This window comes from Rhodococcus sp. HM1 (assembly GCF_023218075.1).
In the GTDB taxonomy this organism is placed as follows: Bacteria; Actinomycetota; Actinomycetes; order Mycobacteriales; family Mycobacteriaceae; genus Rhodococcus.
In genome coordinates, this window is the sequence record NZ_JALPTB010000155.1 from 1 (window position 1) to 2864 (window position 2864).

Sequence of the window (2864 nt, forward strand, 5' to 3'; positions counted from 1 at the left end):
GCATTCCCGGGCGGAGCCGATCGGCCCATCCCCGCCACTGCACCGCCCGTGGTGGCGACCCTCCGGGGTCGCCGCCTCGACGCGCGACGCGTCACCCCCGCACCGTCCGCCCCGGTGGAGGTGACAGCAGTGCTGTACTCCTCGATTCCCGACGCTCGCGGCCTGTACGACCCGGCGCTGGAATCGGACTCGTGTGGGGTCGCCGCGATCGTCGACATCCAGGGCCGCGCCGGTCACGACGTCGTCGTCGACGCGATCCGCGCGCTGCAGAACCTCGCTCATCGCGGGGCGTGCGGGCGCGAACCGGCCACCGGCGACGGCGCCGGCATCACCCTCGCGGTCCCCGCGGCGCTGTTCGACGCGGTCACCGACTTTCCGCTGCCCCCTCCCGGCCGATATGCGACCGGTCTGTGCTTCCTGCCCCGCGATCCGGACGACCGGGCGCGCGCCCGCCGGCGCATCGAGGATCTCGCCGTTGCCGAACACCTGGAGGTCCTCGGCTGGCGTCCGATGCCGGTCGAACCCGAACGCGCCGGGATCGGCGTCACCGCGGACGGGTGCCGCCCGCACATCGACCAGTTGTTCGTCGCCGCACCTGCTGTCGCGGGGGTCCGGCCGGGCGGACTCGATCTCGATCGACTCGTCTACCCGCTGCGCCGCCGCGCCGAGCGGCCCGGACCCGACGCACCGGCGGTGTACTTCCCGTCGCTGTCCGCGCGCACGATCGTCTACAAGGGCATGCTCACCGCCGAGCAACTGGCCCGGTTCTACCCGGATCTGCGCGACCCGCGCTGCGCCAGCGCGATCGCCCTGGTGCACAGCCGCTACTCGACCAACACGTTTCCGTCGTGGACGCTCGCGCAGCCGTTCCGTTACAGCGCGCACAACGGCGAGATCAACACCATCCGGGGAAACAGGAATCGGATGCGGGCCCGCGAGCCGGCGCTGCGCACCCCGCGGGTCGCGGGCGACCTCACCCGGCTGTTCCCGATCTGCAGCCCGGGCGGGTCGGATTCGGCGACGCTCGACGAGGTGCTCGAGCTGCTGCATCTGTCGGGCCGGTCGCTGCCGCACGCGGTGAGCATGATGATTCCGCCCGCGTGGGAGAACGATCCCACGATCGACGCCCGGCGCCGCGGATTCCACGAGTTCCACGCCGCGCTCCTCGAGGCCTGGGACGGACCGGCGTGCCTGCCGTTCACCGACGGCCGCGTCTTCGGCGCGGTCCTCGACCGCAACGGGCTCAGGCCGGGCCGCTGGTGGCGCACCCTCGACGACCGGGTCGTCTTCGGCAGCGAATCCGGGGTACTGGACCTGCCGCCCGACCAGATCGTCGAGAAGGGCCGGCTGGAACCGGGCCGGATGTTCCTCGTCGACACCGGCGCCGGGCGCGTCGTGCCCTCCGACGAGCTGCTGGCCGGGCTCGCCCGCACCCACCCCTACCGGCACTGGCTCCGCGTCGGCCAGGTCGCCCTCGCCGACCTGCCGCGCCCGGACACCCGCCCCGGCCCGTGCACCGCGACCCCGCAGGCGCATCGGTTGTTCGGCTACACCCGCGAGGATCTCGACGTGCTGCTCGCCCCGATGGCCGGCACCGGCCGCGAACCCCTGGGATCGATGGGCAACGACACCCCACCGGCGGTGCTGTCCCCGCGACCGCGCCTGCTCTACGACTACGTCACCGAGATGTTCGCGCAGGTCACCAACCCGCCGCTGGATTCGATCCGCGAACGCATCGTCACCACCACCGCCGTCGCCGTCGGACCCGAGGACAACCTGCTCGCCTGCTCACCGGATTCGTGCCGCCGGTTGCTGCTGCCCGGCCCGGTGCTCACCGCCGACGACCTCGACACGGTCCGCACCCTCACCGCGGACGGACCGCACCCCGCGCTCGCGACACGGGTGCTGCCGACCCACTTCTCCGCCGACGGACCGTCGGGTGAGGCCCTCGCCGCCGGCCTCGCCGCCCTGTGCCGGGCCGCGGACACCGCCGTCGACTCCGGGTTCGGATTGCTCGTCGTCACCGACCGCGGCGCCGGACCGGACGCGGTTCCGATCCCGTCGCTGCTCGCGGTTTCCGCGGTGCACCACCACCTGATCCGGACCGGTCGCCGGACCCGCGTGGGCCTGCTCGTCGAAACCGGCGACGCCCGCGAGGTGCACCACGTCGCCGCCCTGCTCGGTTTCGGGGCCTCCGCGGTGTGCCCGTACCTGGCGTTCGACACCGTCCGGGCGCTCGCCGCCGCTGCCGGTGACGATCCGGACACCGCCGCCGCCAACTACCGGCACGCGCTGGTCGCGGGGGTGCTCGAGGTGATGTCGAAGATGGGTATCTCCGTGCTCGGCTCGTACGTCGGGGCGCAGACCTTCGAGGCGGTCGGGCTGGGCCGCGACGTGATCGACGTGTACCTGCCCGGCACGGCCTCGCGGATCGGTGGAGCCTCGCTGAGCGACCTCGCCGACGACGCACGCGCACGGCACTCCGCCGCCTACGGCGAATCCGATTCGGGCACACAGGAACTCGACAGTGGTGGTGTCTACCGCTATCGCCGCGACGGGGAGCCGCACCTGTTCACACCCGAGACGGTGTTCCTGCTGCAGCACGCCACCCGCAGCGGCCGGGCCGACATCTTCGCCCGCTACAGCGACGAGGTCGACCGGCTCGCCGCGGCCGGGGGTGCCCTGCGCGGACTGCTGGGCTTCCGCGCCGGCGTGCATCCGCCGATCCCCGTCGAGCAGGTCGAACCCGTGGAACGGATCCTCACCCGATTCGCCACCGGCGCAATGAGCTACGGATCGATCTCCGCCGAGGCGCACACGGCCCTCGCGGTGGCGATGAACCGGATCGGGGGACGTTCGAACTC

At 72.9% G+C, this 2864-nt stretch carries 1 protein-coding gene; it reads left to right on the forward strand.

The features are described 5' to 3' along the window. Positions 1 to 129 precede the first annotated feature (129 nt). Positions 130 to 2864: glutamate synthase central domain-containing protein (locus M1M07_RS32095; protein WP_248676743.1), on the forward strand; the 2735-nt coding region annotated here is incomplete at its 3' end.